This window comes from Streptomyces milbemycinicus, assembly GCF_002154605.1.
Taxonomy (GTDB): Bacteria; Actinomycetota; Actinomycetes; order Streptomycetales; family Streptomycetaceae; genus Streptomyces; species Streptomyces milbemycinicus.
Window position 1 is genome coordinate 1 of the sequence record NZ_MUNE01000825.1, and the last position, 1,806, is coordinate 1,806.

Consider the following 1,806-nt stretch of genomic DNA (forward strand, 5'->3'; position numbering starts at 1 on the left):
TCCACACCCGCACCGCCTCCCGCGACCGCGCCCTCCGCCACCGCCTCACCCAACCCGCCCGCGACCTGGACCTGTGCGTCGCCACCTCCTCTCTGGACTTCACCACCGACACCCCATGGGGCCCTTGGTGGACCCCGCTCGAACCCGCAGCCCGCCGCACGACGCTCACCGCCCTCGCCACCCACTGGACCGACCTGACCCCGGCCGCCGGACTCGAACCCACCGACGCCGACACCGCCCTGACCCTCCCCGTCCCCCCACTGCCGCCCGCAACACCAGCCTGATGAGCATGCTCGTCAAGGCCACCACTGGCATCGGCTGCACGATCGTGGCACTACCGCTCCTGGCCGCCCTCCTGGTAGCCGCTCTCCTCGACTCGCTCATCCCCGGCTCCAGCAGCTCCACGACCACCCCGGGCAAGAACGCTCTGTCCGACGTTCCGCCGGCCATGCTGGACCTCTACCAGCAGGCCGCCCCTGAATGCCCGGGCCTGTCCTGGACGATCCTCGCCGCGATCGGCAAGGCTGAGACCAACCACGGCCGCCACCCGACCATGAAATCCCCGGCAGGCGCGGTCGGGCCCATGCAATTCCTGCCATCCACTTTCAGGACCTACGCACATCCGGTACCCCCGGGCGGGAAACGACCGCCGACCCCGTGGGATCCAGTCGACGCCGTGTTCGCCGCAGCACGCCTGCTGTGCGCGAACGGCGCCCGGCACAGCCAGAGCCTCAAGCGCGCGATCTACGCTTACAACCACTCCCACGCCTACGTCGCTGGCATCCTGCGGATCGCACGACGCTATGCCGCCGCCTCCCCGGCAACTAGTCCCGCACCCGCCACCGGCTCCGCGCGCGCATCAAATGCAGTCGTCTTCGCACGCCGCCAGCTCGGCACGCCGTACGTGTGGGGCGGTGATGGCCCCGCCGAGGGCGGCTTCGACTGCTCCGGCCTGACCAAAGCCGCCTACGCCAGCATCGGGATCACCCTCCCGCGCGTGGCACAAGACCAGTACGACGCCGGACCCCGCCTGGCCGCCCGAGAGCATCCCCTGCCCGGAGATCTCCTGTTCTTCGGCACCGGCCCCCAGGCCATCACCCACGTCGGGATCTACACAGGACACCACCGCATGATCGACGCACCCCGCCCCGGGGCCGAGGTCCGCGAGGCCCGAGTCCGGCTGACCGGCGCCGCATATCAGGGTGCGACCCGCCCGAATATGCGCGGTGCCCGGTGAGCCAACAGCCCAGCCAGGCCGAAGTCGATGCCCTGCTGCGCGCCCTGGTGCGCATCCTGGCCGGCGTCGCCGTCCTCGCACTCGTCTTCACCGCCGTCAACGTCACCCTCTTCGCCACCGACCACCACATCCCCTGGCCCATCGCCCTCCTCCTGGACCCGATGGTCGCCCTCACCCTCACCACCGTCCTGTACGCCGACGCCCGCCTCGCCGCCTGGGGCATCCCCCCACCACGCTGGTCAACCACCCTGCGCTGGTCATCCGGCCTCGCCGCAACCCTCATGAACACCTGGACCTCGCTGTGGCCCGACGACCACATCGGCTGGCCCCGCCACGCCAACCCCGCCGGAGTGCTCCTGCACTCCGTACCCCCACTGCTCCTCATCGGCCTGACCGAAACCATCGCCGCCTACCGCCGTTGCACCAGCCACCTGCACCCGCACCCGCACCCGGCCACCGCACCCCAGCAGGTGCACCCGCACCCCGCCGCCGAACCGCTCCGGGAGCAGAACGGGAGCACTCCGGGAGCACCCGCACCCGCCATCCGACCACCCGCCCGAACCCCGCAC

1 protein-coding gene and 2 pseudogenes are annotated in these 1,806 nt (G+C 71.3%); all 3 read left to right on the forward strand.

The window, feature by feature from the left end:
* Positions 1 to 284, forward strand: a pseudogene (locus CCN51_RS47085) (replication-relaxation family protein); the annotation flags it as partial.
* Positions 284 to 1,237, forward strand: coding sequence for a C40 family peptidase (locus CCN51_RS47090; protein WP_014181126.1), 954 nt, complete (start codon positions 284 to 286; stop codon positions 1,235 to 1,237). The pseudogene CCN51_RS47085 and the gene CCN51_RS47090, both read left to right, overlap by 1 nt.
* Positions 1,234 to 1,806 (forward strand): annotated as a pseudogene (locus tag CCN51_RS47095) (extensin); the annotation flags it as partial. The gene CCN51_RS47090 and the pseudogene CCN51_RS47095, both read left to right, overlap by 4 nt.